Genomic DNA, 25,898 nt, shown 5'->3' with positions numbered 1-25,898 from the left:
AAACAGGAATTTCATATGATCAACCATTTTCGTCACGCAATAGAAGAAACCCTCCCCTGGCTCTCTTCCTTTGGCGCAGATCCTACAGGTGGGATGACACGCTTGCTGTACTCGCCAGAATGGCTTGAAACACAACAGCAATTCAAAAAACGGATGGACGCCAGCGGTCTGGAAACGCGTTTTGATGAAGTGGGCAATTTATACGGTCGCCTGCGCGGGAGCGAATCCCCGGAACAGGTAATTTTAAGTGGCTCGCACATTGATACCGTCGTCAACGGCGGCAATCTTGACGGCCAGTTTGGCGCACTGGCTGCGTGGCTAGCGATTGACTGGCTTAAGACCACCTACGGCGCGCCGCTGAAAACGGTCGAAGTAGTTTCTATGGCAGAAGAAGAAGGCAGTCGATTCCCGTATGTCTTCTGGGGCAGTAAGAACATCTTTGGGCTGGCAAATCCCGATGACGTTAGCAACATCCAGGATGCCAAAGGCACACGTTTTGTTGATGCGATGAACACCTGCGGCTTTACCCTTCCTGCCGAGCCGCTTCACGCTCGCACTGACATCAAAGCCTTTGTTGAATTGCACATCGAGCAAGGGTGCGTGCTTGAAAGCAATGGTCAGTCCATCGGCGTTGTCAGCGCGATTGTCGGGCAGCGCCGCTATACGGTAACGCTGAACGGCGAATCCAACCATGCGGGGACAACGCCGCTGAGCTACCGTCGCGACACCGTTTACGCCTTCAGCCGTATCTGTAGCCAGTCGATTGAGAAAGCCAAAAAACATGGCGATCCTCTGGTACTAACCTTTGGCAAAGTTGAGCCGCAGCCAAACACCGTCAACGTGGTGCCAGGAAAAACGACTTTCACGATCGATTGCCGTCATACCGACGCCGAAGTGCTGCGTGATTTTACTCAGCAACTGGAAAATGACATGCGCGCCATCTGCGATGAAATGGATATCGGCATTGATATCGATTTGTGGATGGACGAAACGCCGGTCCCGATGGACACAAAACTGGTCGCCACCCTCACCGAACTGTGTGAAAAGGAACAGCTGAACTACCGGGTGATGCACAGTGGTGCGGGCCACGATGCGCAAATTTTCGCTCCCCGTGTGCCGACCTGCATGATTTTCATGCCCAGCATTAACGGTATCAGCCACAACCCCGCTGAACGAACAAATATTAACGACCTTGCCGAAGGGGTCAAAACTCTGGCATTAATGCTTCATCAACTTGCCTGGCAGAAATAAGGAGTCAACAATGGGATATCTGAATAACGTCACGGGTTACCGCGATGATTTACTGGCTAACCGCGCAATTGTAAAACACGGCAACTTCGCCCTCTTAACCCCCGATGGACTGGTTAAAAATATCATTCCAGGTTTTGAAAACAGTGACGTTACCATCCTGTCAACGCCAAAACTGGGCGCATCGTTTGTTGATTATCTGGTGACGTTGCACCAGAACAGTGGCAACCAGAGTGGTTTCGGTGGTGAAGGCATTGAAACGTTCGTTTATGTTATTTCCGGAAAAATTGAGGCAAAAGCAGAGGGTAAAACGTTCGCTTTAACTCAGGGTGGATACCTTTATTGCCCACCTGGCAAGCTGCTCACCTTTAGCAATGCCCAAACAGAAGACAGCCAGCTGTTTTTATACAAACGTCGTTATACACCAGTAGCAGGTCATTCGCCGTGGCTGGTTTCCGGTAACGCCAACCAGTTAGAACGTATTCATTATGAAGGCATGGATGACGTGATCCTGCTGGATTTCCTGCCTAAAGAATTGGGCTTCGATATGAATATGCACATTCTGTCGTTCGAGCCGGGCGCCAGCCACGGTTATATCGAAACGCACGTACAGGAACATGGTGCCTATATTCTCTCAGGCCAGGGGGTTTATAACCTCGACAATCAGTGGATACCTGTGAAAAAAGGCGACTACATCTTTATGGGCGCTTATTCCCTGCAGGCCGGATACGGCGTGGGTCGTGGTGAAGCATTCAGCTATATCTATTCTAAAGATTGCAACCGGGATGTTGAGATCTAACGGCGTACAGCCCGCCTGATAATTTTTTATTTAGCTATGTTGGGTTTTGCCACGGTTAATACCGTGGCTTTTTTTATGCTTAACGCTGATTCACAACCTGGCCCAGTTTCATTGCACAGGCGATATTACGCGCACAGTGATAGAGATTGGTTTCGCCGCTAGCCAGCACTTCGGCTAACGGAGCGAGGCGCGGCAAAATACTGAATACCGCATCAATACCGTGATCGTGAACCACCTCCACGCCTTCCCCCAGCACCCCAGCGATACCAATAACGGGAACGTTATGCTGCATGGCCACCGACGCTACACCAATGGGCGCTTTACCGCCGACCGTTTGTGAATCAATACGCCCTTCGCCGGTGATAACCAACGCCGCATCTTTGATGGATTGCTCCAGCTGTACTGCCTGCAGCACAATCTCGATACCTGGCTTCATGCTGGCCTGCAGGAAGATAACCGCTGCAATCCCCATTCCTCCAGCTGCCCCACCGCCCGCAACCTGAGCAACATTCTCACCGGTCAGTGTTTGCAGCACACGGGCATAGTTGAGTAACCCTTCTTCCAGTATATCAACCATCTCAGGTGTTGCCCCTTTCTGCGGGCCGAATACCCTTGCGGCGCCGCGCGGGCCAACCAACGGGTTATCCACATCACAGGCAACGTCAATGCGACATGCTTTCAGTCGCGGATCGCACTGTTGCAGGTCGATGCTCGCCAGACGAGACAAGCTACCGCCTCCTGCATTTAATGACACGCCCTGTGCATCAAGAAAACGCACGCCAAGCGCCTGAGCCATCCCCATACCACCATCAACCGTGGCACTCCCGCCAATACCAAGAATAATATGACGAATACCTGCATCCAGCGCATGCCGAATCAGCTCACCGGTACCGTAACTTGAAGCCAGGAGAGGATTACGCGCCTGCGGTTCGACCAACATCAGCCCACTCGCCGCCGCCATTTCAATAATTGCGGTCTTTCCGTCACCAGTCAGGCCATAAAACCCCATGACCTTTTCCCCCATCGGCCCGCAGACTTCCACAGAGATAACTTTTCCCCCTGTTGCCGCCACCATTGCATCCACGGTTCCTTCTCCACCGTCAGCAACCGGCAAACAAATATATTCTGCATCAGGGAATATGGCTGAAAATCCGGCTTTAATTGCCTGGCAGCATTGGTCGGCACTTAAGCTCTCTTTAAATGAATCTGGCGCAATTACAATTTTCATCATCAATCCTTTTCATCGTGTTATTTAATGCGTTCCCATGGAATGAGATTTTCCATAAGCACTGCCAGTAAAATCCCCACCAGCAAGCCATTGCTCAGTAATGGCCGAATAGTCAGCGGAAGATCTTGTAAATAAACCGGAGGCAGCCCCATCAAAAAAATGCCGACAAACAGCGGGAGCGCCAGTCGATAAATATTTCGTGCGGTAAATGTGATTTGCTGGCTAAATACCAGACCGGAATAAAGCAACGGAAGATAAGAAACCAGCATCACGGCGCTGCTGATCGCCAGCGGAATGGCGCAAAATAAGCGGGTTAGCGGCGTCACTATCGCCACGAATAAACATAATACGCTGCCGCAAATAAATGATTTTCGCGAGCTGTCGCCAGTTTGTGTTAACAGGCCGATAGAAGAGACGAAAGGTGAAAATGGAATCACCGCAAAGGGTACTGTCACCAGCGTCATAAAGCCGGAAATGATAAAACTGCGACGATAACGCGAGCTGCTGGAGCCTTGTTGCGCATAAAAAACATCTGTGCCGCGCACCGCACCATAGGTATTACTGATATTCACCAAGCCGGTGATAACCGCCGTCAGAATAATGCCCGGTAACAGTCTGCCATGGCTGCCTAACGGGAACCACTGCCAGCTTAATTCGCCGGACGGCAGGGATGTCGATGGAAAACACAATCGCCAAAGCCCCCACCCTACTACTGCGCCCACCAACAGGGCATAGCGTGAGATCCGCTGCGGTAAAAAGATGATCATCGCAAGGATGAAGCACATCACGGCAACTGCCAGGCTAAAGGGAGCCAGTTGAATTTTGACGCTGGTATCAGCAATGCCAAAGGGTAAACCCAGCATGCCTTTAAAAAAGATGGTGGTCAGCTGCGCGCCGAGCAACAGCATAAAAAAGACCATAACCGTCGGGGTAAAAAGCCGGGCTAATCGATGCCCTAAGCCACTAAAGCCGATAATCATCGTCAGAACAGCGGAAATCACAATTCCAACGGCCAGACTGGTGGCGATATCATTGAGCGGGGTTCCTCGTGACGCCTCAGCCAGGGTAATCGTCAGAATGGTTCCCCACCATAAACCGGTTGGCCCTTCCATAATGGCACGGCGATGGCCACAAATTACCTGGGCAAGACAGGCCAGCGACGTCGTTAAAAAAGCGTACTGCGTAAGCATTAGCAGATTGTTCTCGGAGAGATGAAAAGCAGAAACCAGCGTTGGCGGGACCACGACCGTATTACAAAAAATAAAGAAAAACCACTGAAAGCCGGATAACAAACTTTCGCGGTTAATAACAGGAAGCATATTCATACCTTAAAATAGAGAATGCCCGCCAGCATGACGGGCATTAATTCACATCACATTATTGTTGATGTTTAAGGATAAATTGACCTTTTGGCGATACAGGGAAACCCTGCTCGATGTCATAAATAACATCACCACGCAGAATGGTTTTCGTAATGCGCGCGCCAATTGTACGGCCAACATACGGGCTGACTTTATGGCGATATTCCAGATCTTCATTTTTCAGAACGTATTTGCTGTCCGGCTGAATAAAGACGAAGTCAGCATCTTTACCCGGGGCGATACGTCCTTTCTGCTTCAGACCAAAAATATCTGCAGCATTGGTTGCCATCAATTTTGCAAACAGCGGCAGTGACATACCGCGTTTTTGCACGGCTTCATCAAACATAACGTCCATGCAGCTTTGCAGTCCGGCAATACCGCCCCACGCCTGCATGATATTTCCGCCCTTCATTTCTGGAGGACATGGAGAGTGGTCGGATACCAGGCAGTCAATCTCACCGTTAAACAATTTTTCCCACATACCTTGCTGGTTCTGCAGATCGCGGATCGGCGGAGAGCATTTTGCCAGGGTGCCAATCTCTTCAAACTGATCGGTATCCAGCACGAAATAATGTGGACAAGATTCGCAGGTCACATCCTGACCTTCCTGACGAGCGCGGGTCACTTCTTCCACACCTTCCGGGCTACTAATGTGGCAAACGTGCAAGCGACAACCGGCGACTTTTGCCAGATACAACACGCGACGAATAGCTTCCACCTCGGTAAATACCGGACGTGAGGCCACATAATCATGCGCCGTCACGCGGCCTTCGCGTTTAGCTTCCTCGCCAAGCTCATCGCAGATGAGCGCATTTTCGCAATGCACCAGTACCGTCTGTCCCATTTCAGCCAGCTTCTGCGCGCCTTTGTAGAACTGCCAGTCGTTAACATCACGGAAATCATTATCGATACCGCGGTCACCGCAGGTGGCAACAAAGCATTTGAAGCCGACAACACCGACCTCATCCAGCTCGTGTAAGCGATCGAGGTTATAAGAGACCAGACCGCCAAGCTGCGCAGCATCGATGGTCAACTTGCCTTTTGCCGCATCAAATTTCAGTTCAATGGTTTCACGATCCACCGTCGCTGGCATTTGGTTGAGAGGCATTTCGATCATCGTGGTGATACCGCCTTTTGCCGCGGCACGCGTTCCGGTCTCATAGCCTTCCCAGTGCGTACGGCCCGGCTCAGAGATATGGGTATGCGCATCAACCATGCCCGGTGAAACCACCAGACCCGTCGCATCCATGACCTGCTTTGCCTCCCCCAGGTTCTCGCCAATGGCGGCGATTTTTCCTGCCTGTACGGCAATATCAACAATACGAGCTTCATTTTCTAAAATAACAGTACCGTTCTTAATAATTAAATCAAAAGACATAACAAACTCCTTGTATGGATACAGATAGTTTTTATAAATAACGCACTTTTAATAAAATGCGCTTACTGATTACATCACATCTGGCCTGTAACTTTTTGTACGCCGGCTGGCTGCGCACCCGTTCTTTTTTTCAGTAAGGCATATGCCACGAAAGCGACAATAACCCCAACAAACCACGACACTCGCGATAAAGGCTCAAGGAATGGAATAAACTTGCCACCCAGTGAAAGAATTACGGCAACTAACGTTACGGAAAATGCTGTCAGGTTAAACCCGTTATCATAATATTGGTAATCACCGCTCGCGGTATATAATTCATCAAGATTGATTTGGCCACGCATAACCACAAAGTAGTGAGCTAACATAACTCCAATAACAGGGCCAAGCATCCCACCAATGATATCGAGAAACAGATAAATACTGTTCTGATTCTCCATTAACTTCCACGGACAAATTAGCAAACTAATAATACTGGCGATCAATACACCGTTTTTATACGTTAATTTAGTCGGTGCAATAGCGGCAATCTGATAACCTGCCGGGATAATATTACCCGTAGCGTTTGTTGAGATAGTTGTCATCAGAATAACCAGTACCGCGAAGAATGAGGCGAACAGACTGTCCCAACGCTGTACGATATCCAGCACATTCCAGGTATCCATTCCGTAATGAATACTAGCACCGGCGATAATGCACACGCTGGCAACAGCAAATAATACATATGCGACTATAAGTCCTAGTGTTTGACCCAACGCCTGTTCACGGAATGAATGGGCGTTTTGCGTGAAGTCGGATGCACTTACCGCCGGAGCAGCCCATACAGCAACGACTGCGTTGATGACGACAAGGAACAAGAATCCGCTGTTCCCCGCTTTTTGCACCCCACTGGGAATGTAGTCGAGAATCGGTCCAATCCCTACCAACGATATCGCCCAAATGGCCATCCCGCCAAATACAATATAAATACAGGGATTGAGGATTGCGGTGAATTTATTTAATACTTTACCACCACCAAAACCAATACCGACGTTGATAAGCCAAAAAATAAGAAATGTGATTAACCCCGGCAGAGATAACCCTAGTAATGTAAAGTCACCACCCAACGTTAAAAAACCTGGCCATATTTTGCCAATCAGAATTAGAAATGCCAGCGATCCGGCATAGCATTGCAGTCCGAACCACATAATTGCGGCAATCCCCCCTCTCAACAGTCCCGGGAAGAGCGCTCCGCGTACACCATACGATCCACGGAGAATCATTGCAAAAGGTACGCCGTATTTGCTTCCGGCGGCACCGTTCATTACCATGACTAACGCAATAAACAATGCACTAATAATAATAGCCAGCATAATACTGAATGTGGAAAGCCCAAGAATAAAGAACCCTCCAACCATAACGTAATTAGGTACGTTATGCACAGAACCCATCCATAAAGTAAAATAGTTGAATGTTTTCCAGTTTCTTTGTGCTGCCGTTTTTGGTAATAAGTCGTCACTATAACCACGTTGTTGGTATAGATCTCTTTGATGTTCCATAAATCCCTCTTGTCACGTATCGGATAACGTTGTAATGGGTTTAGCTATGCGGAACAAAAACAATAAAGAAAATAATACAACTAATTTTTATTATATTTTAAGCTGAAGCAATAATAGGTGTTGCTTTCTTTTTATATAGCGCAACGCCAGCAAAAATAAGCGTTCCGGTAACAACCAGACAAGCGGAGATGACAAAGCTTATCTCTTTTGAGCCCGTTAAATCAGAAATAAATCCGGTTAATGTTGGTGCGATAACCGCTGAACTCATACCAAAAAAGTTAAACAGGCTGAATGCTCTGCCCAGCGTTTTCGACGATGCCTGCTCAGAGACAAAGGAGATCAGAATCGGATCCACTGCCATTTTGCCGAGTAAACCGTACAGAGTCAGGCTGACCATCAGCATCGTGGTATTTGGTGATAACACTGTAAATACCAGCATGGCTGCGGCCATAATTTCCAGTCCAAGAATAACTTTGACTTTGCTGTTGCGAAACTTATCGGACAGATGGCTAAAGAACAATGCGCCAGGGACACCCACTACAGCAACCAGCGCCGAGGCCACTCCAATTGCACCACCGTCAAACCCTCTTTCAGTTTGCAGATAAGACGGAAGCCAGGTCACGATCAGGTAATAACCATAGCAAGTGCAGAAATAGAGGAAGTACACGCTGCACAACAGACCCGAAAACAGCGGCGGATTCTTCTCTTCAGTCGTCGTTACCGTCTGCGCTTTCTGATCTGACGCAGTGGTTTCGCTTTTTGCCTTGCCACGGATAACCAATGTAAACACGCACAGCATCACAACCAGCACAGCGGCAACAAGGAACAGAACGTTTTGCCAGGCCATACTCATGCTTTTTACCAGCACGCTGGAACCAATTAAACCTATCCCCATCCCAATCGCTGAGCCGCTATTAATAATAGCGTTTGCCAGTGCACGACGAGCCTGCGGGACATTTGCCGAAGAAAGTGAATACGCTGAACTAAAGAAAGAGGCACAGCCCGCTCCAGCCATCAGCGAACCAGCATAGATCATCGCCAGTCCTGTGGCTTTCGCGATACAAAGCGTGCCAATAATAAAGAGCGTAAACCCACACATCAGCATAATTTTCTGGCCGAGCTTATCGACCAAAATTCCGCAGGGAATCTGCATGCTGCAATAGGCGAAGAAATAAAAGCTGGCAATGGCGCCAATTTCAGCATTGCTGACATTACCCAGGGATGCCTGAATCTCAGGATAAATTGGAGTCAATACGGTGCGATAAATCCATATCGCAACCCAACCCAGACTCATTACGACGACGATCTTCTTCCAGTATTCAATACCGGATTTATTCTTTTCACTCATGACATGCACCTTTCCAAAGTGTGCCTTATTAAAATGTATCGCTGCAAAGATCACAGCGATACTAACGATCATGACAATTTGTGGTTTGCCATTAATTCCAGAGCCTGAACCATTGCCGAGTGATCCAACTGGCTACCACCATTCGCTGCACAGGTGTTAAATAATTCCTGACAGGTTGCCGTATTAGGTAAATTCAGTGAAAGCGCCTTTGCACTTTGCAATGCCAGATTGAGATCTTTTTGATGCAGTGCGATTTTGAAGCCGGGGTCAAAGGTGCGTTTAATCATGCGCTCACCATGAACTTCCAGAATACGAGAAGAGGCAAACCCACCCATTAGGGCCTGGCGCACGCGAACCGGATCTGCCCCCGCTTTTGAGGCAAATACCAGCGCTTCAGAAACAGCTTCAATATTTAAGGCAACGATAATTTGGTTAGCCACTTTGCAGGTTTGGCCATCACCATTACCACCTACCAGAGTGATATTCTTACCCAGAATATCAAACAGCGGTTTGACCCGTTCAAATACCTCTGGCTCACCGCCAACCATAATAGATAAGGTACCTTCGCGAGCGCCAATTTCCCCACCAGAGACTGGCGCATCCAGATAGTCACCGCCCAGTTCATTAACCTGCTTAGCAAAACGTTTGGTTTCGATAGGAGAAATAGAACTCATATCGACAATTGTTTTTCCCTGCAATGAGGTTTTAGCGCAGCCGTGCTCGCCAAAAAGCACTTCTTCGACCTGCGGCGTGTCCGGAACCATTATGAAGATAATATCTGCAAAATCAGTTACCTGACGTGCATTTTCAACATTTACCGCGCCTAATGACAGCAGTTCTTCCGCTACTGGACCAATGGTCGTCACATGTAGCTGATGTCCGGCGCGAGCCAGATTAATCGCCATTGGCGATCCCATAATACCCAGGCCAATAAATCCCAGTTTCATTTTTAACCTCTTATATATCTGCCGGTTTTCCCGAATTCAGGCAACACAACCCCCTTCCAACAAAGTGGAAAAAAATAGCGATGCCTGAAATTCCTTACAAATTATCGATATTGATTAATCCACGTTAATCCCGCTTCGGTGGTGGTCAGCGGTTTATATTCACAACCAACCCAGCCGTCATAACCTGATTTATCGATAAACTTAAAAATAAAGTCATAATTAATTTCCCCGGTCCCTGGTTCTCCGCGACGAGGGTTATCTGCAATTTGCAAATGACCTATTTTATTTGCCCATGTGGTCATAGTTTGGGTTAACTCTCCCTCCATGCGCTGCATGTGATAAATATCATACTGAATCTTGATATTATTGCAGCCGACGCTGTCAATTAACGCCAGAGCCTGATGAGTTCCGGTAAGATGGAAACCCGGTATATCAAAATGGTTGATCGGCTCAATCAGCAATAAAATATCTTCTTTTGCTAACATATTTGCCGCATAGCGCAGGTTTTCCACCAGCGTCTGCTGGATCTGTTCGGCAGAAAACCCCGTAGGTGTTTTACCCACCAGGCAATTAATTTTCTTATTGCCAAGTCCTTTCGCATAACGAACCGCCGCTGCCACACCGTCACGAAATTCGTCTTCGCGACCTGGAATACAGGCGATACCACGTTCACCCGCAGTCCAGTCTCCGGCAGGAAGATTATGCAGCGTATGTTCCAGTTGGTTGCTTTGCAGCTTTTCTTTTAATACATCAATGTCGTAATCGTAGGGAAACATGAACTCTACGCCACGAAAGCCCGATTGTGCCGCTTTATCAAAGCGCTCAAGGAAACTGTATTCCAGAAACAGCATGGAAAGATTGGCTGAGAAACGTAACATTTGTCACTCCCTCTATTCGTATTTCATAAAACAAGTTTCGGTTGGCGCATCGGTAGCACCGTCTGCAATCTCTTCAAACTCGGTAACATTATCCAGTTCGCTACCCATAGAGATATTCGTCACACGTTCAAGGATCACTTCGACAACAACCGGAACGCGATACTGCGCCATCAGAGCTTTGGCTTGTTCAAACGCCGGAGCAAGCTCTTCAGGTTTAAATACGCGAATGGCTTTACAGCCTAACCCCTCAGCCACTTTGACGTGATCGACACCGTAGCCGTTTACTTCGCTGGAGTTGATGTTTTCGAACGCCAGTTGCACGCAGTAATCCATATCAAACGCGCGCTGCGACTGGCGAATCAACCCCAGGTAGGCGTTGTTGACCAGCACATGGATGTAAGGAATGTTGAATTGCGCACCCACTGCCAGCTCTTCGATCAAAAACTGGAAGTCAAAATCGCCGGAAATCCCAACGACATTGCGCGAAGGATCAGCAACACAAACCCCTAATGCCGCGGGCAGCGTCCAGCCAAGAGGGCCTGCCTGACCGCAGTTGATCCAGTGACGGTCTTTAAATACATGCAGCATTTGCGCAGCGGCAATTTGCGATAACCCGATGGTGGTGACGTAGCAAACATCACGACCAAAGGCTTTATTCATTTCTTCATACACACGCTGCGGTTTAACCGGAACATTGTCGAAGTGGGTTTTACGCAGTAGCGTCCGCTTACGCTGCTGGCATTCATCAACCCAGGTATTCCGGCAAGGCAAACGTCCGGCTTTCTGCATCTCCTGAGCAACGTCAATCAGCAAAGTCAGCGCGGCTTTGGCGTCGGAAACGATACCTAAATCCGGGCAAAGAACGCGGCCAATTTGCGTCGGCTCAATATCGATATGAATGATTTTGCGCCCTTCAGTATATTTTGCGACGGAGCCGGTGTGCCGGTTAGCAAAGCGGTTACCAATACCGAACACCATATCGGAAGCCAGCAACGTGGCGTTTCCGTAACGATGCGCCGTTTGTAATCCCACCATTCCGGCCATTAACTCATGATCGTCCGGGATACATCCCCAGCCCATCAGCGTAGGAATTACCGGTACGTTGGTTAGTTCAGCAAAGCGTTGCAGCAGTTCGCAAGCATCCGCATTAATCACACCACCCCCAGCCACGATGACCGGACGCTCAGACTGAATCAGCATTTCCAGCGCTTTCTCAATCTGTTTGCGGCTGGCAGCAGGTTTGTACACCGGTAGAGGCTCATACATTTCTGGATCGAATTCGATTTCTTCAACCTGAATATCAAAAGGTAAATCGATCAACACCGGGCCAGGACGACCAGAGCGCATAACATGGAATGCCTGCTGTAAAACCCGAGGAAGCAGCGCCGCTTCACGCACCGTTACCGCCATTTTGCTAACTGGTTTGGCAATAGACTCAATATCAACAGCCTGAAAATCTTCCTTATGCAAGCGGGCGCGAGGGGCCTGGCCAGTGATGCATAAAATAGGAATAGAATCGGCAGAAGCGGAATACAGTGCGGTGATCATGTCCGTGCCTGCCGGGCCGGAAGTGCCAAGGCAGACACCAATGTTACCTGCCGTTGCACGCGTGTAGCCTTCCGCCATATGGGAAGCACCTTCAACGTGGCGAGCCAGAATGTGACGGATGCCTCCGTGCTTACGCATTGCGGAATAGAACGGGTTAATTGCGGCTCCAGGGACCCCAAATGCGGTGGTGATACCTTCTTTTTCCAGCACATACATTGCCGCGTCAACAGCTCTCATTTTTGCCATTTTCTTTCTACCTCTATTTATTGGAAAAACTTTCCAACTTTAAAAAAATCCAAAAAAGTCCCGCTCCTCTGAGCGGGTTACGACTTACGCTACGGGGGCTTTTAAGCCAAGCGCCGTACTGATATCTCGTGCGGTATCCCGTACCAGTTCCCCCTGACTGATAAAACGATCTTCCGTCAGTCTGGATGCTGGCCCCGAAATAGAGATGGCAGCGACGACACTGCCTGCATCGTCATAGATAGCCGAAGCGATGCAATTCAATCCAATAACATGCTCTTCGTGATCGACGATATAGCCATTCTCGCGCGCCAGTTCCAGATTGCGCAGCAGAGTCGGAAAGTCTACCAACGTGGTCGGCGTAAATTGCTGCAAACCCGTTTTCACGACGATGTCCATTAGCTCTTCTTCCATCAACGGATAAAGCAGTGCTTTTCCCGCACCAGAAGCATGTAGCGGCATACGACTACCCAAAGGTGCGCACATTCTGACCATCGATTTGCACTCCTTCTGACCAATCAACACCGCTTCGGTACCATTGCGAATCGCGACATTAACCGTTTCGCCCGACAGCAGCATTAATCGGTGCATAAACGGTCCGGCTACCGACAGAACATCGCGATTATGAATATACGCGGAGCCTACGTTGAATACGCCTAACCCGATGTGCCACCAGCCTAATTGGCTGTCCTGATAAACAAAATCAGCAGCCTGTAAAACCTTTAACAGGCGAAAAGTCGTGGAGAGCGGCAAATCCAGACTGCCGGAAATATCGCTCACCGACGAACTGCCTCCACTTCTTTCGAGATACTGCAAAATTGCAATGCCTCTCTCAAGCGCCTGAGCGCCCTTTTGCGCGACCGGCTCCGCCTGTCCTGGCCTGCCACGCCGTCTTACTTCCGTCACCACTGCATTTACTCCGGCCCAAAATATGAGCATAAACAATGAACAATATGTTCATATTAAGCAAGAAGGCCGATAGCGTCACGCAAAACAGAGTTCATGAGCAGGGATACTTTCAACATCACAATTATCGCTACCACCACGATCCACGGTCAGAAAATCGGTCACGGTTTGCCAGGCGAACAGCGGGTGATGCCAGACGTTTCGGTGGTAATTCACACCCTGTTGGCCATTGGTGATAAAAGCTTTTAAGGTGGAAAGATCGGGTTTGTCCTCGCCGAGCGCGACAATCACCACAAACGCTTCGCCATTCATAGGCATAAATGCCTGGGTGCCTAGCGGGTGGCGCTCCAGTTCATGCACAACAATCGGCATAGCCGCTGGTTGCGCGCGATTAATACTGATGAGCGTACGATCCTGCTCCAGGACCTCGACATTGGCCAGGTCGTGATAACGCTCAACGAGCCCATCATTGATATGAAAAAAATCACGTTTATGAGTTTCTATGACATCGCCATAAGCGCTGAACGTGTGCTGATTTAACGGCAATACCTCAAGTTTCATCATCATTTCCTCGTAACTGAATTCCGCTGAACCGCAGTCAGAACACGTGGCGGTTTCAATACCATGCAATCTAAAACCTTCGTGATTTAACATCAATACAAAAATTGGAAAATTTTTCCAAAACTAGATTTAGACCACAATTTAAACAAGGCCATTATGCAAAAATACTTATAAATCAGAGAACAAGAAATTAGGCTTGTAGAAGATCATTGAGGGAGTAGCTGACGATGTTTGACCCGGAAACACTGCGTACCTTTATCGGCGTCGCCGAAACGGGAAGTTTCTCCAGGGCGGCGGACCGCTTGTGTAAAACCACAGCCACCATCAGCTACCGTATTAAACTTCTGGAAGAAAATACCGGCGTCGCGCTGTTCTTTCGCACCACCCGAAGCGTGACGTTAACCGCCGCCGGTTCTCATCTCCTTTCTCAGGCAAAAGACTGGCTCGCCTGGCTGGACAGCATGCCCAGCGAGTTGCAACAAGTGAACGACGGAGTAGAGCGCCAGGTGAATATTGTGGTCAACAATCTGCTGTACAGCCCTGAAGCCGTCGCTCGCCTGTTATCCTGGCTTAACGCACGCTACCCCTTTACTCAGTTTCACTTTTCCCGGCAGATTTATATGGGCGTGTGGGATTCTCTGCTGTACGAAGGATTTTCACTGGCTATCGGCGTCACCGGCACTGAACCAATGGCAAACACCTTTACCCTCGATCCTTTGGGTTCTGTTCAGTGGCGATTTGTCATGTCGGCAGATCATCCGCTGGCAAACATCAGCGGTCCATTAACGGAAGCGCAACTGCGCCGTTTCCCGGCTATCAACATTGAAGACAGTGCGCGGACCCTGACCAAACGGGTCGCATGGCGTCTTCCAGGTCAAAAAGAGATAATCGTCCCCGACATGGAAACCAAGCTTGCAGCGCATCTTGCGGGGGTGGGTATCGGCTTCGTTCCGCAGCCGCTCTGCCAGCCGCTGCTGGATAGCGGGCAACTGGTTAGTAGCATCATCCCGACCATGCGTCCCCCCTCTCCCTTAAGCCTCGCATGGCATAAGTTTGGCGCAGGTAAAGCAGTTGACGATATTGTGACGCTGTTTACCCAGCGAAAACCGGAAATTGCCGGATTTTTGGCAATTTTCAACAATGCACGCGATTGAAAATCAAGTCATCCTCTCATTTGGCGCGTAAAATAGTACGCAGGATGATTTGAGGTTTCGTTTTTTACTATGCAAGACACACAAACAATACAAGACTACCGCGCAATTTTGCTTGCCGGTACGCCTTTAATCGATGTACGCGCCCCCGTGGAATTTCAGCAGGGCGCAATGCCGGGCGCAATCAACCTTCCCTTAATGAACGATGACGAACGTGCCGCCGTCGGGACCTGTTATAAACGTCAGGGGCCCGAAGCCGCCCTCGCGCTCGGCCATCAACTGGTCTCGGGTGAGACCCGCCAACAGAGAATGCGGGCCTGGCAGGACGCCTGCCGTCAAAATCCTACGGGCTATTTATGCTGCGCGCGCGGCGGTCAGCGTTCACATATTGTGCAGCAGTGGCTGCATGAGTCCGGCATTGACTATCCGCTGATTAAAGGCGGTTACAAAGCCCTGCGCCAGGCAGTGATACAGCTGACTGAAGAATTAGTGCAAAAGCCGATTGTCTTAATTGGCGGCTGTACCGGGAACGGTAAAACGCAACTGGTGCAACAGCAGCCAAACGGTGTGGATCTCGAAGGTCTGGCGCACCATCGCGGCTCCTCGTTTGGGCGCACCGTTGAACCTCAATTGAGTCAGGCGAGTTTTGAAAACCTGCTGGCGGTTGAAATGCTCAAAACCGATAGCCGTCAAGATTTACGTCTGTGGGTACTGGAAGATGAAGGCCGCATGATTGGGGCTAATCATCTGCCCGAATGCCTGCGCGAGCGCATGACCCAGGCATCAATTGCGGTGGTGGACGATCCTTTTGAGCGTCGTCTGGAGCGACTACGCGAAGAGTATTTCGTGAAGATGCACCACGATTTTACCCACGCTTATGGCGAGAGCCAGGGCTGGCAGGAGTACAGCGAGTATCTGCACCACGGCCTGTTTGCTATCCGCCGTCGTCTGGGTTTACAACGTTTTGCCGAGCTGACCACCCTGCTCGACGAGGCTCTGCGCGAACAGCAGGCAACGGGCAGCACCGACGCCCATATGGGCTGGCTGGTGCCGTTGCTCAATGAGTATTACGACCCGATGTATCGTTATCAGCTGGAAAAGAAAGCCGCGAAAATCGTTTTTCGCGGCACATGGCAGGACGTTGCCGAGTGGCTTAACGCACAGTGATCAGTGTCTGTCGCGCTTATCTGCGCGTTTTGCCAGCCAGTCACCCAGCACCTGAACGACCTGCACCAAAATAATCAGCGCCACCACAGTGACGATCATGACCTGGGTTTCGTAGCGGTAATAACCAAAGCGAATCGCCAGGTCGCCGACTCCACCGCCGCCAACGATCCCGGCCATCGCGGAGTAACCGATCAGACTCACCAGCGTTATCGTCAACCCACGCAGCAGACCCGCGCTCGCTTCAGGTAACAGAACGGTGCAGATGATGCGCATCGGGCTGGCACCAAACGCTTCCGCCGCTTCAATAATGCCTTTATCGACTTCACGTAACGCGCTATCAACCAGACGGGCATAGAAAGCGATTGCCGCCACCGAGAGCGGGACCGACGCCGCAATAGGGCCAATGGTATTCCCGAGCAAAAACTGGGTTAGCGGCAGCAGCAGAACCAGCAGGATCACAAACGGTACCGAACGAATAATATTCACCAGCACGGAGCTGAGCAGATACACAAAACGGTTTTGCCAGAATAAATGCCGGTCGGTGACGAAAATCAGAAAACCGAGCGGCAGACCACCAATAATTGCCAGCACCGTAGAGATGCTCAGCATCTGGAAGGTTTCATTAAACGCCAGCGTTAAATCCGGCAATAAATCATCCACGAATCACCTCCACCTGTGCAGTACGTTGACGAATATGTTCCACGGCGACTTCCACCGCTGAAGGGTTATGCGGCGCGGTCAGTTGCACGACCAGAATCCCCAGCGCACGTTCGCCAATATATTCAATTTTGCCGTGCAGAATGTTCACCGCCACGCCAAATTTAACCGCGACTTCTGACAACACCGGCTGTTCCGCCGAATCGCCGATGAACAGAATTTTTAGCAACTGACCAGGCAGATGCTGGCGCAGACGCTCGGGCAGCGTCAAATTGAGGGTATGCGACACCAGCTGCTGCGTGAACGCGTGCTGCGGGTGAGCAAAAACGTCAAACACCTCACCAGACTCCACCACCTTGCCGCCGGACATTACCGCCACGCGATCGCAAATCGATTTGATCACGTTCATCTCGTGAGTGATCAGCACGATCGTGATCCCCAACTGTTGGTTGATCTGCTTAAGCAACGCCAGAATCGTGGCTGAGGTTTCGAGATCTAAGGCGGAAGTAGGTTCATCACACAGCAACACATCCGGATGATTGGCAATCGCGCGGGCAATACCCACACGCTGCTTTTGCCCACCGCTGAGCTGAACCGGAAAGCGGTTCGCCTTGTCTGACAGCCCCACCAGCGCCAGGATTTCGCTCACGCGCGGACCAATTTTACTGCGCTCCCATCCGGCAGCCTTCAGACTAAAGGCGACGTTTTGCGCCACGGTACGGGTATGCATCAGGTTAAAATGTTGAAAAATCATACCGATACGCTGACGGGCTTTACGTAGATGCCCCCCTTCCAGCGCGGAAATTTCTACGCCGTTCACCTTCACGCTTCCCTGGCTCGGACGCGTTAAGGCGTTCAGGGTGCGCAGCAGCGTACTTTTCCCCGCGCCGCTGGTCCCGACAATGCCAAATATCTCACCTGCGCCAATGCGCATGCTAACGTCATCAACCGCTCGGGTTGATGGTCCACGGCCTGCGCTAAAATCCACGCAAACTTTCTCAATCTCAATCATAGCCACCTCAGAAATGCGAAAAGGGCAGTCGTCGCTGCCCCTGTTAACCCTTGTGCGCAGCGATTATTGGGCTGTCGACATCCATTCCGGTTTCTGGAAGGCGCTGTAGATATTTTGCGGATCGTCGATCACCGCGCGATACGCCGGAGATTTCACCGCCTCAACAATATCTTTTGCGAACGGTTTATCCGCATCTTCACTGCGTACCGCGATGATATTTTTCAGATTTTCGTCCAGGTGTTCCTGCTTGATGGCGCTGGCGAGATCCATTTTTGCCGCCACGGCAAAGTTACCGTTGACCAGCGCACCGGTCACGCCGTCCAGCGTACGCGGCAGCTGTGCCGCTTCCAGCGGTTTAAACACCAGCCCTTTGGGATTGCTGGCGATATCGCGCTCGGAGGCTTTAGTTGGATCAATATTGTCTTTGATGGTGATAAGGCCAATAGACTGCAGGAAACGCAGACCGCGAGCCAGGTTGGTGGGATCGTTGGAAAGCGTGATCACATCCCCTTTTTTCAACTCATCCAGGCTTTTGATTTTATGTGAGTAAAACCCCATCCCGGCCGTCGGGACCACAATCAGCTTGCTCAGCTTCAGGCCTTTATCGGCGGTGAATTTGTCAAAATAGAGCGAATGCTGGAACAGGTTAGCATCAATGCTACCGTTGGAGAGCGCCATGTTTGGCTGCACGTAATCGCTGAATTCGCGCACCACTACCTTATAGCCTTTCTCTTTCAGCGTGGGGGCAATGGCCTGTTTCACCATATCACCGTATGGCCCAGGCGCGACGCCAAACACGATTGTGTGCGGGTCACTGTTCGCATGAGCAAACTGTAATCCACAGGCCAGTAACAGCGCCCCGGTCGCGACGCGTAAACTCTGACGCAATCCCATATTCTCTCCATTTTAACGTTGTGGTGTCATGTCTCACGCCGTTCTTGCGGCGTTGTTCTTGTTGGCCCGTTAACAGGCTGATTGTTAACATGACACAGATCACAACCTGCTGTCCTTGAAATTATTTCATGATGTTGCAGAGTATGTTTTTAAATGAAAGAAGGTATGAAAAAGCCGGATGTCGGCACAAGAGCCTTATCCGGCCTACAACAGCTTTCTTAGGCCCGATAAGCGCAAGCGTATCGGGCGGCAGGCGTTCGATTAGAAGTCGTAACGCAGACGAACCAGGTTCATGTCACCCAGATTGTCGGTGCTGGAGGTAAAGACGTGTTCGTAGTCAACACGGAAACCGTAATCCAGCTGGAAGCTGATCCCCACGCCGTTGTCGGTACGCAGATAGTTACGGCCATTCACGTACTCAATACGGTCGCCCATAAAGTACGGCTGAACGGATTTCAGCGCATATTGACCCACCGGGAAGGTGTAACCGGCGAAGTATTCCAGACCCCAGGCGTCACCGGCAAAGTAGTCGTTAACAGAGACTTTTTTGGTGGTCATGAAGTTTTGATACCAACCGCCGCCCATCGAGAAGGTCCAGTTGTCCGGTTTCCAGCTCAGCGCGGTACCGACGATGTTTTGATCGTAGGTTTTGCTGGTGTTGCCACGCATTTCCGCGCGAGTGTAGTTCCACGCCGTACCCCAGGTCAGGTCATCGGTAATGTGATAATCCACACCCAGTGAGCCGCCGCCTTTACGCTTGTAGCGCAGACCGTTGTTCGGGTTGTAATCATCACTGAACAGATAAGAGGCGTAGAGATCCACATCACCAACGGTATTCTTATACTTCAGTGATTTACGCGTACGATAGGAACCATCATAGTCGCCATTAATACCGTTACCTGGCGCCTGACCGATCATGTCATAGTCCCAGATATCCGTTTTCGCACCGACTACATCATAGTAAATGCTGTTTTGTTGACCGAAGGTCAGCGTACCCCAGGTTGCACTCTTCAGACCGGTGTACAGCATACGACGCGTGGTATCGTTGGCACCGTCAGCGTAGTGGTTATCCCAGTTGAACATCGCCGGGAAGTTAACGCCCAGCTCGTAGTAGCTCACCCAACTGATATCATCAAACAGATAGTAGTCAGCGGCGAAGCGGAAACGTGTACCGCCATCGAAGCCATTACGTTTGTAGCCATTCTTACCATCGTCACCGGCCATATTCTGGAACTGCGGACGAATACTGCCGCCGACGGTGAAGTTAAGACGGCTCAGCGGGTTGCCCGCCTGCGGATCTTGTTTCAGGACCGTGATTTCCGCCTGTGAAGCGAAAGTCGTTAATGCCACTGCTGCGCCGATCGATACCGCCAGCGCTGTTTTTTTTATAGTCATTATTTATACCTTGATAGATAGCCTGCCAATTATTCAGCACACAAATATTAACGTTTATTAATACTCTCGTGTTGTTGGGTTTTTATTGTTCTGTGCTGTTAAATATCAAGGAGTTATCAATTTGTGCTACATAGAAAAAAAGACGCACCGATTTTAAAACCGGTGCGTAATCATCACGAATATGAATTAACTACTGAACTGACGGAACAGCGCTTTACCTTTTAGCAGACGTGAACCGAGCCATCCGCCGCATAAAGAGAGCAGCAATGCTCCACTAAATGGTAATACTATCCACAGTCGCCAGTCTGGCTCCCACGGGAAATCAAACACTTTGGTTTGCAGTACCGCCAACGCTGTTTCCGCACCGATGGCCGCCACCAGTCCGGCAACCATCCCGAGCATGGCGAACTCGCACCACAGCGTGGTACGCAGCAGCTTCTTACCTGCTCCCAGCGTGCGCCAGACCACCAACTCCTGATGACGCTGACGCATCCCGACCTGGACCTGCGCCAATAGCAGCAGCATGCCACAGGCGGTGACCAGTACCACCATCACCTCCAGTGCGCGGCTCACCTGATCCAGCACCTGGCTCACCTGTTTGAGGATGGCGCCAATATCCAGCAGGCTGATGGTCGGGAATTCGCGGTTAAGCTGCGTTAGCATGCCGTTGCCGTTCTCCCAGCGAAAGCTGGTTAACCAGCTTTGCGGCTGAGCATCCAGCGCGCCGGAGGGGAAGATAAAGAAGAAGTTGGGCCGCAGGCTTTCCCAATCCACTTTGCGCAGACTGCTGACCGTGGCGCTGAAATCCTGGGTATCGCCCATAAAAGTCACCCGATCGCCGAGTTTGACATTCAGCCGTTTCGCTAACCCCTCTTCCATCGATACTTCGCCCGCTTTTGGCGGCCAGCTTCCGGCGGTTATCGGGTTATGATCCGGTCGGGTATCCTGCCAGGTCAGATTAAGCTCGCGGTTCAGCGCCTCATCCTGATTGCCTTCGGTCGGCTTCTCATTGATAGCCGTCAGACGCGCCCGCACAATCGGATAGAACGATTCCGGGATCACCTGATGTTCGGACAGGAAAGCCTTCAGCGGAACCACCTGCTCGGTGGCAATGTTGATCAGGAAATAGTTCGGACTTTCCGGCGGCATTTGCTGCTGCCAGCGGTCGAGCAGATCGCCGCGCAGCACCAGTAACAACGCCAGCAGCATAAAGGAAAGCGAAAATGCCGATAGCTGGCTGAGCGTTGACCACGGCTGGCGTAACAGTCGACTGACCGCCAAACGCAGCGGCAGTGAGGAGAGCGTCAGACCACGCAGCACGTTGAGCAGCATCCAGCCGAGCACCCCGCACAACAGCGCCAGTACCACCGCACCAGCCAGTACCGCCCAAAGCAGCGAACTTCCGCCCATCAGTACAGCAAGCAGTGCAATCACGACTATCACGACCACCGGCAAATAAAACTTCAGGGGCCAGACGTTTGCCACCACGTCACGGCGCAGCACCCGCAGCGGCTGCGTTGCCAGCAGCAGGCGGTAAGGGCGTAACCCCACCAATAGCGAAATAACCGTCATGGTGCCTAGTGCCCATAACCACGGCCAGGGGCTGGCAGGCGGTAGTTCTCCAGGCAGAACCGGCTTGAGCAGCAGCACCAGCACGCGCTCGAATAACAGTCCGAATAGTCCGCCGGTCACGCCAGATAGCGCCAGCACCATCAGCCATTGACCAACAATCAGCCTGCGCAGTTGCGCTCTGCCCGCGCCGAGGGTTTTCAGAATAGCCACCAGATCGTAACGGCTGCGGCAATAATGGCTCATCGCCACGGCAACCGCGGCGACCGCCAGCAACAGCGTTAACAGCGCCGACAGCAGCAAGAACTGTTGCGAACGCTCAAGTGATTTCCCCAGCGCCCCTTCATCCTGCTCCAGCCCATACCAGCGCTGTTCAGGCTTTAACTGTGGCAGCAGCCACTTTTCATAGGCTTCCAGTTGCGATGGCGTCCCGCCAAATTTATAGCGCCAGGTCACGCGGCTTCCCGGCTGTACCGCCGCTGTTTTTTCGACATCCGCCATGTTCATCATCAGACGCGGTGCTATCTGGAACGGATTAAAACCAGAGTCCGGCTCCTGCACCACCTCCCCGGCAATGCGCAGCGTGGCATCGCCAACGTCGATGGAATCACCGACTTTTAAGTTAAGTAGCGCCATCAGACGTGGGGCCAGCAGCACCGAGCCCGGCTGCGGTTTCAGTCCCGGCGGGTTGGTTTGCAGTGTGCCGTACATCGGATACACATCATCTACCGCTTTGACGTTCGCCAACTGCGGCGTATCCCGGGCAAAAGTCATGGTGGCAAAGGTGAGCTGTTCGCCCACCTTCAGGCCACGCTGTCGCGCCTCGTCAATCCACGCTTTCGGCACGGTACGCGAACTTTGTAGCGACCGATCGCCCGCCATAAACTCACGGCTTTGCTGGCTCAGCCCTTTTTCCATACGATCGCTGATATTGCCCAGCGCCAGCACACAGGCTACCGCCAGGCTCAGCGCCAGCCAGACAATCAGTAGTGAAGGCGAGCGCCATTCGCGCCAGAACCAGCGTGCAATCATGCCTCCTCCTGCAACTGTCCATTCACCAGACGTAAGCGCCTGTCGCAACGCGCCGCCAACTGCGGGTCATGCGTCACCAGAATCAGGGTGGTGCCGTGTTCCCGGTTCAGAGAAAACAACAGGTCGGCTATTTTGTCTCCGGTCTGGCGATCGAGGTTGCCCGTTGGTTCATCGGCAAACAGCACGTCAGGGCGACCGTTAAACGCTCGCGCCAGCGCCACGCGCTGCTGCTCCCCGCCGGAAAGCTGGGCCGGAAGATGATCAAGACGTTTTCCCAGTCCCAGTTGTTCCAACAGCGTTTTTGCCCCGTCACGACTTTTTCCGCTATTTTCGCCGCGCAACAGCGCGGGCAGTTCGACGTTCTCCAGCGCGTTGAGGGTCGGAATTAACATGAATGACTGGAAGACAAAACCCACGTGCCGCGCCCGCAGCTGCGCCCGGGCTTCTTCGTCCATGGTGTGCAACGCCTGCCCCACCAGGCTGACTTCACCGCTGGTGCCATCGTCCAGCCCGGCGAGGATCGCCAGCAGCGTGGATTTCCCCGATCCCGACTCGCCAATCAGCGCAATGGTCTCGGCGCGTTTGACAACCAGTTCAACTCCGGTAAGGATGGATAGCTCATGATCACCCTGACCGACGGATTTCTTAAGATGATGAACTTCAACAATGTTTTCCGCTGGCATTGGCCTTTCCTGTTCCTGGTCCTGTTAACTTTCCGCGCCGCCGCAGCGGACACGTTATTAATTCTGGGTGACAGCCTGAGCGCCGGATACCGAATGTCCGCCAGCGCCGCGTGGCCTGCGCTACTTAATGATAAATGGCAAACCAAAACGCCGGTGGTGAATGCCAGCATTAGCGGCGACACCTCGCAGCAGGGCCTGGCCCGTCTGCCTGCATTACTGAAGCAGCACCAGCCGCGTTGGGTACTGGTCGAACTTGGCGGCAACGACGGCCTGCGCGGCTTCGCACCTGCGCAAACCGAACAAACCCTGCGCACGATTCTGCAGGACGTAAAAGCGGCAAATGCCGAACCACTACTGATGCAAATTCGTCTGCCGGCAAACTACGGTCGCCGTTATAATGAAACCTTTAGCGCGATTTATCCAAAGCTCGCCAAAGAGTTTGATATCCCTCTACTGCCTTTTTTTATGGAAGAGGTTTATCTGAAACCCCAGTGGATGCAGGATGATGGTATTCATCCTAACCGTGACGCCCAGCCGTTTATCGCCGACTGGATGGCGCAACATCTCACACCTCTAGTAAATCACGACTCGTAAAACAACGGAGATCCTGACAGGTAAAGTTATGCAAAAATCGGTCTTAATAACAGGATGTTCCAGCGGAATCGGCCTGGAAAGCGCGCTTGAGCTAAAGCGCCAGGGTTTTCAAATTCTGGCAGGCTGTCGCAAACCTGACGATGTCGCGCGTATGAACAGCATGGGATTCACTGGCGTGTTGCTGGATCTGGATTCACCCGAAAGCGTGGATCGTGCCGCCGATGAAGTGATCGCCCTGACCGATAATCGTTTATATGGGATCTTTAACAACGCCGGATACGGTGTCTATGGTCCCCTGCCCACCATCAGCCGTGAACAGATGGAACAGCAGTTTTCCGCCAACTTCTTTGGCGCACATCAGCTTACCATGCGCCTGTTACCTGCCATGTTACCCCACGGCGAAGGGCGCATCGTGATGACCTCCTCGGTAATGGGATTGATCTCAACGCCGGGACGCGGCGCCTATGCCGCCAGCAAATATGCACTGGAAGCCTGGTCCGACGCACTGCGTATGGAACTGCGCCACAGCGGGATTAAGATCAGCCTGATTGAACCTGGCCCCATCCGTACCCGCTTTACCGAAAACGTCAACCAGACCCAGAGCGATGCCCCCGTTGAAAATCCCGGCATTGCCACGCGTTTTACGCTGGGACCAGAAGCGGTTGTCGCCAAAGTGCGTCATGCGTTTGAGAGCGATAAACCAAAGCTACGTTATCCGGTTACGCTGGTGACCTGGGCAGTGATGCTGCTTAAACGCCTGTTGCCAGGCCGCATAATGGACAAAATTTTACAGGGTTGAGTTGAAGCTCGCGCGTCAGCCCCCATGTAACAAGAAATCGACAAAAGAGAGTAACTCCATGTCCACACAGAATATTGTTAACATTAACGAATCGAACCTACAGCAGACCCTCGAACAGTCGATGACCACGCCGGTCCTGTTCTATTTTTGGTCTGAGCGCAGCCAGCATTGTCTGCAATTAACGCCGGTACTGGAGAACCTTGCCGCCCAGTATAACGGTCAGTTTATTCTCGCTAAGCTGGACTGCGACGCCGAGCAGATGATCGCCTCCCAGTTTGGTCTGCGCGCGATCCCTACGGTTTATCTGTTCCAGAACGGCCAGCCGGTAGATGGATTCCAGGGCCCGCAACCGGAAGAGGTTATTCGCGCGCTGCTGGAGAAAGTGCTGCCGAGCGAAGAAGAGCTGAAAGCACGCCAGGCTATCGAATTCATCGAAGCCGGTAATCACGCGGATGCGCTGCCGCTGCTGAAAGAAGCCTGGCAGATCTCCAACCAGAGCAGCGAAATCGGTCTGCTGCTGGCGGAAACGCAAATCGCCCTGAACCGTTCTGATGAAGCCGAAGCGGTACTGAAAACCATTCCGTTGCAGGATCAGGACACCCGCTATCAAGGGCTTATCGCACAGATCGAACTGCTGAAGCAGGCCGCTGATACGCCGGAAATCCAACAGTTGCAACAGCAGGTCGCCAGCAATCCACAGGATGCGGCGCTGGCAACGCAGTTGGCTATTCAATTGCACCAGGTCGGGCGCAACGAGGAATCGCTGGAATTACTGTTCAGCCACCTGAAGAAAGATCTTACGGCTGCCGATGGTCAGGCACGTAAGACCTTCCAGGAGATCCTTGCCGCACTGGGCACGGGCGATGCGCTGGCCTTGAAGTATCGCCGCCAGCTGTACGCGCTGTTGTACTAATTGGTTCATCATGCCCGATGGCGCTACGCTTATCGGGCCTACAAACACAACC

23 protein-coding genes are annotated in these 25,898 nt (G+C 51.5%); 7 read left to right on the top strand and 16 right to left on the bottom strand.

Annotated elements, in window-relative coordinates:
- Positions 1-15 precede the first annotated feature (15 nt).
- Entirely contained in the window at positions 16-1,251 is a 1,236-nt protein-coding gene (allC, locus tag OGY67_RS17635) for an allantoate deiminase (RefSeq protein WP_286574318.1), read from the top strand.
- 10 nt (positions 1,252-1,261) lie between these two features.
- The gene (gene allE / locus OGY67_RS17630; RefSeq protein WP_286574317.1) at positions 1,262-2,047 is read left to right on the top strand and encodes a (S)-ureidoglycine aminohydrolase; all 786 of its coding nucleotides are present in this window, start codon (positions 1,262-1,264) and stop codon (positions 2,045-2,047) included.
- 79 nt (positions 2,048-2,126) lie between these two features.
- Here allE and glxK read toward each other — a convergent pair whose 3' ends face one another.
- The 10 genes from glxK to allA form a co-directional block, all read right to left on the bottom strand.
- Positions 2,127-3,275, bottom strand: coding sequence for a glycerate 3-kinase (gene glxK / locus OGY67_RS17625; RefSeq protein WP_286574467.1), 1,149 nt, complete (start codon positions 3,273-3,275; stop codon positions 2,127-2,129).
- Between the two features lie 20 nt (positions 3,276-3,295).
- A complete protein-coding gene (locus tag OGY67_RS17620; protein WP_286574315.1) occupies positions 3,296-4,594 on the bottom strand; it encodes a uracil/xanthine transporter in 1,299 nt (432 codons plus the stop codon).
- Positions 4,595-4,652: 58 nt separating this feature from the next.
- Positions 4,653-6,014 carry an allantoinase AllB gene (gene allB / locus OGY67_RS17615; RefSeq protein ID WP_286574313.1) on the bottom strand — a complete coding sequence of 454 codons (1,362 nt, stop codon included), beginning with the start codon at positions 6,012-6,014 and terminating at the stop codon, positions 4,653-4,655.
- Positions 6,015-6,088: 74 nt separating this feature from the next.
- Positions 6,089-7,549 carry an allantoin transporter gene (locus tag OGY67_RS17610; protein WP_137377110.1) on the bottom strand — a complete coding sequence of 487 codons (1,461 nt, stop codon included), beginning with the start codon at positions 7,547-7,549 and terminating at the stop codon, positions 6,089-6,091.
- A gap of 97 nt (positions 7,550-7,646) precedes the next feature.
- Complete coding sequence (locus OGY67_RS17605; RefSeq protein ID WP_153753632.1) at positions 7,647-8,897, bottom strand: MFS transporter; 1,251 nt, start codon at positions 8,895-8,897, stop codon at positions 7,647-7,649.
- Positions 8,898-8,965: 68 nt separating this feature from the next.
- A complete protein-coding gene (glxR, locus tag OGY67_RS17600; protein WP_137377108.1) occupies positions 8,966-9,844 on the bottom strand; it encodes a 2-hydroxy-3-oxopropionate reductase in 879 nt (292 codons plus the stop codon).
- 101 nt (positions 9,845-9,945) lie between these two features.
- Complete coding sequence (gene hyi / locus OGY67_RS17595; RefSeq protein WP_267454101.1) at positions 9,946-10,722, bottom strand: hydroxypyruvate isomerase; 777 nt, start codon at positions 10,720-10,722, stop codon at positions 9,946-9,948.
- A 12-nt stretch (positions 10,723-10,734) separates the two neighbouring features.
- Entirely contained in the window at positions 10,735-12,516 is a 1,782-nt protein-coding gene (gene gcl, locus OGY67_RS17590; protein WP_128317156.1) for a glyoxylate carboligase, read from the bottom strand.
- Between the two features lie 84 nt (positions 12,517-12,600).
- Positions 12,601-13,419 (bottom strand): HTH-type transcriptional repressor AllR, encoded by an 819-nt coding sequence (allR, locus tag OGY67_RS17585; RefSeq protein ID WP_032934542.1) that lies wholly within the window; start codon positions 13,417-13,419, stop codon positions 12,601-12,603.
- A 78-nt stretch (positions 13,420-13,497) separates the two neighbouring features.
- Positions 13,498-13,980, bottom strand: coding sequence for an ureidoglycolate lyase (gene allA / locus OGY67_RS17580; RefSeq protein WP_153753636.1), 483 nt, complete (start codon positions 13,978-13,980; stop codon positions 13,498-13,500).
- Between the two features lie 227 nt (positions 13,981-14,207).
- Here allA and allS point away from each other — a divergent pair, with 227 nt between their 5' ends.
- Both allS and mnmH read left to right on the top strand, forming a co-directional pair.
- Complete coding sequence (gene allS / locus OGY67_RS17575; RefSeq protein ID WP_003831088.1) at positions 14,208-15,134, top strand: HTH-type transcriptional activator AllS; 927 nt, start codon at positions 14,208-14,210, stop codon at positions 15,132-15,134.
- Between the two features lie 69 nt (positions 15,135-15,203).
- On the top strand, positions 15,204-16,298 hold the full coding sequence (mnmH, locus tag OGY67_RS17570; RefSeq protein ID WP_286574309.1) for a tRNA 2-selenouridine(34) synthase MnmH: 1,095 nt from the start codon (positions 15,204-15,206) through the stop codon (positions 16,296-16,298).
- Here mnmH and OGY67_RS17565 read toward each other — a convergent pair whose 3' ends face one another.
- The 6 genes from OGY67_RS17565 to ybbA all read right to left on the bottom strand — a co-directional run bounded on the left by OGY67_RS17565 (position 16,299) and on the right by ybbA (position 23,540).
- Positions 16,299-16,958, bottom strand: a complete 660-nt coding sequence (locus OGY67_RS17565) for a methionine ABC transporter permease (RefSeq protein WP_003831085.1) — start codon at positions 16,956-16,958, stop codon at positions 16,299-16,301.
- Complete coding sequence (gene sfbB / locus OGY67_RS17560; protein ID WP_125362866.1) at positions 16,951-17,967, bottom strand: virulence-associated ABC transporter ATP-binding protein SfbB; 1,017 nt, start codon at positions 17,965-17,967, stop codon at positions 16,951-16,953. Before sfbB ends, OGY67_RS17565 begins: the two co-directional genes overlap by 8 nt.
- A 63-nt stretch (positions 17,968-18,030) precedes the next feature.
- The gene (locus OGY67_RS17555) at positions 18,031-18,861 is read right to left on the bottom strand and encodes a MetQ/NlpA family ABC transporter substrate-binding protein (RefSeq protein ID WP_003831083.1); all 831 of its coding nucleotides are present in this window, start codon (positions 18,859-18,861) and stop codon (positions 18,031-18,033) included.
- Between the two features lie 261 nt (positions 18,862-19,122).
- On the bottom strand, positions 19,123-20,256 hold the full coding sequence (locus tag OGY67_RS17550; RefSeq protein WP_008783995.1) for a porin: 1,134 nt from the start codon (positions 20,254-20,256) through the stop codon (positions 19,123-19,125).
- Positions 20,257-20,442: 186 nt separating this feature from the next.
- Positions 20,443-22,857, bottom strand: coding sequence for a putative ABC transporter permease subunit YbbP (gene ybbP, locus OGY67_RS17545; RefSeq protein WP_286574307.1), 2,415 nt, complete (start codon positions 22,855-22,857; stop codon positions 20,443-20,445).
- Positions 22,854-23,540 carry a putative ABC transporter ATP-binding protein YbbA gene (ybbA, locus tag OGY67_RS17540; RefSeq protein ID WP_008783992.1) on the bottom strand — a complete coding sequence of 229 codons (687 nt, stop codon included), beginning with the start codon at positions 23,538-23,540 and terminating at the stop codon, positions 22,854-22,856. The genes ybbP and ybbA overlap by 4 nt, the downstream gene beginning before the upstream one ends.
- On the opposite strand from ybbA, the gene tesA reads away from it, so the two are divergent.
- Genes tesA through OGY67_RS17525 form a run of 3 tightly spaced genes read left to right on the top strand, consistent with a single transcriptional unit; the run spans position 23,511 to position 25,846 of the window.
- Positions 23,511-24,134, top strand: coding sequence for a multifunctional acyl-CoA thioesterase I/protease I/lysophospholipase L1 (gene tesA, locus OGY67_RS17535; protein WP_032932667.1), 624 nt, complete (start codon positions 23,511-23,513; stop codon positions 24,132-24,134). The two genes, ybbA and tesA, sit on opposite strands and share 30 nt — an antisense overlap.
- A 28-nt stretch (positions 24,135-24,162) precedes the next feature.
- Positions 24,163-24,933: an SDR family oxidoreductase gene (locus OGY67_RS17530; RefSeq protein WP_204557233.1), complete on the top strand. Its 771-nt coding sequence runs from the start codon at positions 24,163-24,165 to the stop codon at positions 24,931-24,933.
- 1 nt (position 24,934) lies between these two features.
- Positions 24,935-25,846, top strand: a complete 912-nt coding sequence (locus OGY67_RS17525) for a co-chaperone YbbN (protein ID WP_286574303.1) — start codon at positions 24,935-24,937, stop codon at positions 25,844-25,846.
- Positions 25,847-25,898 lie beyond the last annotated feature (52 nt).

The sequence above is a fragment of the Citrobacter sp. Cpo015 genome (assembly GCF_030333035.1).
Taxonomy (GTDB): domain Bacteria; phylum Pseudomonadota; class Gammaproteobacteria; order Enterobacterales; family Enterobacteriaceae; genus Citrobacter; species Citrobacter portucalensis.
The sequence above is the reverse complement of the archived record's forward strand: the minus strand, read 5'-3'. Positions and strand labels throughout refer to the sequence as shown.

Bases quoted from the DNA above. Each gene is read 5' to 3' on its own strand.
- OGY67_RS17610 (WP_137377110.1), bottom strand. From the start codon at position 7,549: ATGGAACATCAAAGAGATCTATACCAACAACGTGGTTATAGTGACGAC.
- OGY67_RS17550 (WP_008783995.1), bottom strand. From the start codon at position 20,256: ATGACTATAAAAAAAACAGCGCTGGCGGTATCGATCGGCGCAGCAGTG.
- OGY67_RS17605 (WP_153753632.1), bottom strand. From the start codon at position 8,897: ATGAGTGAAAAGAATAAATCCGGTATTGAATACTGGAAGAAGATCGTC.
- OGY67_RS17555 (WP_003831083.1), bottom strand. From the start codon at position 18,861: ATGGGATTGCGTCAGAGTTTACGCGTCGCGACCGGGGCGCTGTTACTG.
- sfbB (WP_125362866.1), bottom strand. From the start codon at position 17,967: ATGATTGAGATTGAGAAAGTTTGCGTGGATTTTAGCGCAGGCCGTGGA.
- allS (WP_003831088.1), top strand. From the start codon at position 14,208: ATGTTTGACCCGGAAACACTGCGTACCTTTATCGGCGTCGCCGAAACG.
- ybbA (WP_008783992.1), bottom strand. From the start codon at position 23,540: ATGCCAGCGGAAAACATTGTTGAAGTTCATCATCTTAAGAAATCCGTC.
- allE (WP_286574317.1), top strand. From the start codon at position 1,262: ATGGGATATCTGAATAACGTCACGGGTTACCGCGATGATTTACTGGCT.
- allA (WP_153753636.1), bottom strand. From the start codon at position 13,980: ATGAAACTTGAGGTATTGCCGTTAAATCAGCACACGTTCAGCGCTTAT.
- mnmH (WP_286574309.1), top strand. From the start codon at position 15,204: ATGCAAGACACACAAACAATACAAGACTACCGCGCAATTTTGCTTGCC.
- glxR (WP_137377108.1), bottom strand. From the start codon at position 9,844: ATGAAACTGGGATTTATTGGCCTGGGTATTATGGGATCGCCAATGGCG.
- ybbP (WP_286574307.1), bottom strand. From the start codon at position 22,857: ATGATTGCACGCTGGTTCTGGCGCGAATGGCGCTCGCCTTCACTACTG.
- OGY67_RS17620 (WP_286574315.1), bottom strand. From the start codon at position 4,594: ATGCTTCCTGTTATTAACCGCGAAAGTTTGTTATCCGGCTTTCAGTGG.
- gcl (WP_128317156.1), bottom strand. From the start codon at position 12,516: ATGGCAAAAATGAGAGCTGTTGACGCGGCAATGTATGTGCTGGAAAAA.
- OGY67_RS17530 (WP_204557233.1), top strand. From the start codon at position 24,163: ATGCAAAAATCGGTCTTAATAACAGGATGTTCCAGCGGAATCGGCCTG.
- tesA (WP_032932667.1), top strand. From the start codon at position 23,511: ATGAACTTCAACAATGTTTTCCGCTGGCATTGGCCTTTCCTGTTCCTG.
- allB (WP_286574313.1), bottom strand. From the start codon at position 6,014: ATGTCTTTTGATTTAATTATTAAGAACGGTACTGTTATTTTAGAAAAT.
- glxK (WP_286574467.1), bottom strand. From the start codon at position 3,275: ATGAAAATTGTAATTGCGCCAGATTCATTTAAAGAGAGCTTAAGTGCC.
- allC (WP_286574318.1), top strand. From the start codon at position 16: ATGATCAACCATTTTCGTCACGCAATAGAAGAAACCCTCCCCTGGCTC.
- hyi (WP_267454101.1), bottom strand. From the start codon at position 10,722: ATGTTACGTTTCTCAGCCAATCTTTCCATGCTGTTTCTGGAATACAGT.